The organism is Pseudomonas sp. (assembly GCF_037994325.1).
Classification (GTDB): domain Bacteria; phylum Pseudomonadota; class Gammaproteobacteria; order Pseudomonadales; family Pseudomonadaceae; genus Aquipseudomonas.
Genome location: NZ_JBBNAH010000482.1, coordinates 1 through 5638, shown reverse-complemented (window position 1 = coordinate 5638; position 5638 = coordinate 1). Strand labels below are relative to the sequence as shown.

General features: G+C 57.8%; 2 protein-coding genes. One reads left to right on the top strand and one right to left on the bottom strand.

Annotated features, from left to right (window positions below; all coding sequences use genetic code 11):
• Positions 1-40 precede the first annotated feature (40 nt).
• Positions 41-2098, bottom strand: coding sequence for an EAL domain-containing protein (locus AAAB16_RS16355; RefSeq protein ID WP_340664274.1), 2058 nt, complete (start codon positions 2096-2098; stop codon positions 41-43).
• Between the two features lie 504 nt (positions 2099-2602).
• Between AAAB16_RS16355 and AAAB16_RS16350 the strand changes: the two genes are divergently transcribed.
• Positions 2603-5638: ImpA family metalloprotease (locus tag AAAB16_RS16350; protein WP_340664273.1), on the top strand; the 3036-nt coding region annotated here is incomplete at its 3' end.

Sequence of the window (5638 nt, the reverse complement as noted above, 5' to 3'; positions counted from 1 at the left end):
ACGCCCGCAATTGCGGGCGTTTTTATTGGGTGGAAATGGCTTACAAGGTGGTGCTGGCGGTCGAGATTCTGCGCGACTGTTTAAGAAACAAAGTCAGCTCCCTGGCCGGCAGCGGCTTGCTGTACAGATAGCCCTGACCCTCATGGCAACCTTGCGCAATGATGTAGGCCTCTTGCTCCAGCGTCTCCACGCCCTCGGCGATAACCTGCATGCCCAAACTCTTACCCAACTGAATGATCGCGCGCACGATGGTGGCGTCGTCTTCGTCGTCGAGCAGGTCTTGCACAAAGCTTTTGTCGATTTTGATCTTGTCCAGCGGCAAGCTCTTCAGGTAGCTCAGCGAGGAGTAGCCAGTACCGAAGTCGTCAATGGCGATCAGCGCGCCGGAGCGGCGCAGGCTGAGCAGGTGTTGGGCGGCGGTGGTGATGTCTTCCATCAGGCCGGTTTCGGTGACTTCCAACTCCAGGCTGCGCGGCGGTAGGCGGTACACCTGCATCAGGTTGTTCACCACACGCGGCAACTCGGCGTGGTGTAACTGCACGGTGGACAGGTTGATGGCCATGCGCAAATCGGTGAAGCCTTGGTCGTGCCATTCGCGCAGTTGACGGCAGGTTTGGTCGAGAATCCATTCGCCAATCGGGATGATGCTGCCGTTCTGTTCAGCCAGCGGAATAAAGGTGTCGGGCGGCACCAGGCCGTGTACCGGATGCTGCCAGCGCAGCAGGGCTTCGACGCCCACGATGCGGTGGTCGCGGTAGTCGACTTGCGGCTGGTAAACCAAGTGCAGTTGGCCTTGGGTAAGGGCTTCACGCAGGTCTTTTTCCAGCTCGCGGCGGCGGCGCATTTCGCTGTCGACGCTGGCGATATAGAACTGGTAGCGGTTGCGCGAACGGCTTTTGGCCAGGGTCATGGTTTGTTCGGCTTTTTGCAGCAGCTTCTCGGTGCTGTCGCCGTCTTCGGGGAACAGGGTGATGCCGATGGTGGCGCGCAGCATTACTTCCTGTTGGTCGAGCAAGAATGGTGCTTCCAAATCATCCAGCACAGCCTGGGCCAGCTCGGCGGCTTCGTAGGGTTGTTCGATGTCCGCCTGCACCAGCGCGAACTGGTCGCCACCTAAACGGGCGAGGGCGCCGAGGCGGCCGCTGTGGCTACGCAGGCGATCAGAGAGGGCCAGCAGCAACTGGTCACCAATCTGATAGCTGAACTGTTCGTTGATGCCTTTGAAGTCATCCAGGCCCACGCACAGCACCGCTACGCGACGTTGCAGGCGGCCGGCGTCGCCAAGAATCTGGTCGAGCTGGGTTTGCAATTGCTGGCGGTTGGGCAGGCCGGTGAGGAAGTCGTATTGCGCCATGCGCAGCAGGCTGTCTTCGGCTTCGCGTCTTAAGTGCGTGTTGCGTTCGATGGAGGAGAGCAACTGGTTGGCGGTGTTAATCCACAGCCCCAGCTCGTTCTTTTCATTGCCCTTGAGCATCGGCAGTTTGTGCTCGCTCGGGCGGTCGGGATTGATGTTGGTGAGGTGCTCAATAATCTTCGCCAGCGGCTTGGTCAGCAGCCAGTGGTAAACCAAATAAAGCACAAGGCCCATGGCCAGGGCGCGCAGTACACCGGAAACAAAAATGATCACTGAGCTGGTGATGAAGTCCTGGCCGTAGCGAGCGGTGTCCAGGGTGATGGCGAGGTCGCCGTAGTATTCGCTGTAGGGGCCGCGACCGACCAGTTGGGTGGTGAAGGTGGCTTCGTCGCCGAGAATGGGGTCGGTCAGCCAGCGGGTGGCTCGGACCATGGGTTCGCGAGATTTCTCGGCGAGCATCGGCTCGTTCGGATGGCCGATGGACGCCACGCGCACCGACTCATTCTGGAACAGGCCTTCGATAACTTGCATGCCCATTTCGCGGTCCAGGCTGTACACCGCCTGGGTGGAGGGATCGCGAAACATGTCGAGAATACGGTGGGCGTCATCGGCAATCGCTGAGCGCGTCTTGTAGACGTCGAACATGATTTGCGCGCAGCTCAACAGCACCCCGACCACTAGCGCCGATAACAGCACCACACGGAGCAGTTTCAGCGAAAGGCTGTGTTTGAGTTCCAGCTTCAAATGACCATTCCTTGTTCGAGACCACAGGCGTCATACCAGCAGAGTATTAGCAATCGTGAGGAAGCAGTCAAAGGGCCATCACGGTGGAAAATATCAAAGAGCGACGGCGGGCGGCCAGCGCTTTCTCAAACCGCAGCGCTGCGCTGGAACTGTGTCGGTCAGTGCTCATGACAACTTTAGACTGCTGAGCATTTTTCTCGCAGCCTGCGGCGCAGATTGCGATAAATGGCCCCTGTTCGTAAACCGCTGGGAAGCAGACTTTTAGCGTCGGTTAAAAAAGAGGAGGGTTTTTTTCGGTAGTTGTGACGGCTAGCGCTTGCTGAACCTTTGACTCAGAAGTTTCTTACCTGAATCAAGGACGGTTCCAGCTCGTAAGCATTGCCTTACAGGGCTTGGGGTGGGCTCTGATGAATCTATCTGACGGCGAGAAGGAGAATTTGGCTATCCGAGGCTTCCAGTGCAGCCCGCGGATTTTTCCTCCTTCACCGAACGCAGGTCAGAATCATGAGCCGTTTATCCAATCCACTGTTTCGTCGTTCGGCGCTTGCCGTCTGCTTATCCATTGGGGCTAGCGCAGCGGCTGAAACACAAAGCGTCGAAACATCCCTCTCCGCTGGTCGGTTAAACAGCAGCATCGAGCAAATGATTCAAAATTTGCCCGCCACCGCCGCAGGACAAAGCCAATCCCAGGCTATGCAGGAGCAAGTCCAAAAGACGATCGAGGCGCGTAGAAAACTGCTGACTACTTTGTATAAAGATCAGAGTTCTGCCTATCTCCCAGGCGCCAGTAGCCAGTGGATTATGCCTGGCGATCCTATTACGAGCTTTCCACTAATTGTCGGCGACAAGGGTTATCCGCTGGTGAGTGTCAGCACCCAGGGCGGCGGCCGCGCCATTGCGTATGGCATCAACCTGCTAAGGGCGTTGCCAAGCACTGCTCAGGACCACATTCCGCTGTTCAAGCGTGCTTTTCAGTGGCTGATCACCGGGTCAGCCGATGGCCGTGTAAACGACAATTTCAGGGTCAGCATCGTCGGTCCGAATGTCTCCGCTTCCCTGACTGGGCTGAAAGCGGCCGGTTTTACGGCGGTCAATGCCAATTGCAATGCGATCGTTGATGCCAGCTGTGCCAGCGGTGTTCAACTGCTGCTGATCGATAACGAAATCGCCAGTGACCCTCTGCTGTCCGAAAAGATCAAGGCGCTGATGGCGGCCGGCGTTCCTGTGCTGTATCTGAATGACGAAGGCAGCAGCTCGGCCTCCATGACGGGGCAGATTCTTCGCGGTTTGGGCCTTCAGCAAGGGCCAACTGGTGGCAACAGCTTTGACAATGATCAGGTACCAAGCGCGCGATCCTGGAGCCAGTCGGTCAACTTGGCTGCGCAGTATGGATTGCCGCAGCAAGTGCAGCCGATTTTGGAAGCGCGCAACAAGTTGCTGACCGATCTGTACAAGGATCAGAAATCCGTCTACCTGCCAGGGGCCGCTAGCCAGTGGATTATTCCTGGTTCCGTAGCCACCAGCTTTCCGTTGATTGTCGGTGACAAGGGTTACCCGCTGGTGAGCATCAGTACCCAAGGCGGTGGCCGCGCCATTGCGTATGGCATCAACCTGCTCAGGGCGTTACCAAGCACTGCCCAGGACCACATTCCGCTGTTCAAGCGTGCTTTTCAGTGGCTGATCACCGGTTCTGCTGATGGTCGTGTAAATGACAATTTCAGGGTCAGCATCGTCGGTCCGAATGTCTCCGCTTCCCTGACTGGGCTGAAAGCGGCCGGTTTTACGGCGGTCAATGCCAATTGCAATGCCATCCTTGATTCAAGCTGTGCCAGCGGTGTTCAACTGCTGCTGATCGATAACGAAATCGCCAGTGACCCTCTGCTGTCCGAAAAGATCAAGGCACTGATGGTGGCCGGAGTTCCTGTGCTGTATCTGAATGACGAGGGCAGCAGCTCGGCCTCCATGACAGGGCAGATTCTTCGCGGTTTGGGCCTTCAGCAAGGGCCAACCGGTGGCAACAGCTTTGACAATGATCAGGTATCGGGCGAGCGCGAATGGAGCCGGTCGGTCGAGCTGGCAACCCATTACGGCTTGCCGCGCAAGTTAACTGCTGAAGAAGCTCAGGCTGAGGCGGACGCCGCTGCAGCAGAGGCAGAAGCAGCTGCTGCGGCTGAGGCGGCTGCGGCAGAGGCGGCCGCGGCGGAAGCAGCGGCGGCGGCAGAAGCCGCTCAAGCGCAAGCAGAGGCAGCGCAAAACAACGCTATCGACGCTGCGCTGGTTAGCGGTGATGCCGCGCAACTGTCCAACAGCCAACTGGTGGCAAAGCGTTTGCTCAAACATATCGAAGTGGGCTTTACGGCGCGCAAGCAACTGCTTGAAGGTCTGTATGACGGCGTAAGCTCCACATATAACCCGGGCACTAACAGTCAGTTCGTGATTCCTGGCTCTCCGGATAACACCTTTCCGCTGATAATCGGCGACGGTGGCAACCCTCTGGCCAGCATCAGTCAGCAAAATGGCGGACGGGCAGTTGCTTATGGCAACAACCTGCTACGAGCGTTGCCGACTTCCGTTCCCGAGCACATGCCTTTGTTCAAGCGTGTTGTGCAGTGGCTGATTACCGGCAGCCCTCGGGGCACCGTACCTGAGAACTTCAATGTCAGCATCGTCGGGCCCAATGTCGCGGCAAGCCTTTCAGCGCTGCGTCTGGCAGGGTTTTCGCCGGTCAATGCAAACTGCAATGCGTTATCGGATGCGAGCTGTGCGGGACGCATCCACTTGCTGTTGCTGGACAACGCCGCCCGTGGCAATGGTCCTCTGCCCGAGCAGGTCCGGTCGGTGATGAAGGCCGGGGTGCCGATCATGTATCTCAACGACAATGGGTGGTCGACAAACGTTAGCAGGGGCGAGATCCTCGAAGGGCTTGGGCTTTTCGGAGGAGGCTACCCAGGTAACTATTTCCAGGGGGATTTGGTGCCGTCCACACGCACGGCGGCAGAGTCGATCCGCTTGGCGGCTACTTATGCGCAGGACCCGGATTTTATCAGGATGGTTGCCGAGGGTAGCTGGCCTACCGATCCCAACTGGTGGGACACCAACCTGCCAAGTGCGCGGGCGTTCTTTGCGCAGGTAAAAGGGGTGGCGGAAGCTATCAACCGTGTCAACACCAGCGGGCAAGATCTGTTTGCCACGTCCGGTACTACCGGTCTGCGACTGTGGACTCTATGGGCCGATACCGTGCGCAAGGGTATTAGTTACCCGATGGACAAGATTAAGAACCCGTCCAAATTCCAGGAAGCCTATGTCGCGGACAATTTGATTGCCTATGTACGCATCGCTGGCACGGCGCAGAAGGATCTGGGCACTTACGCTTCCGCCCGCCACGCGTCGATGCCTGCTTCCATTACGCAGGAGACCCTGACCGTTACCCTGCCGCAGGAAAGTGGTTTCACTGCCATTGGCCGTATGGCCGTGCCAGGAAAGCGCCTGCTCATTAGCGCCGAGACTGATGCGGGTACCTCATTGCAGGTTGGCTTCAAT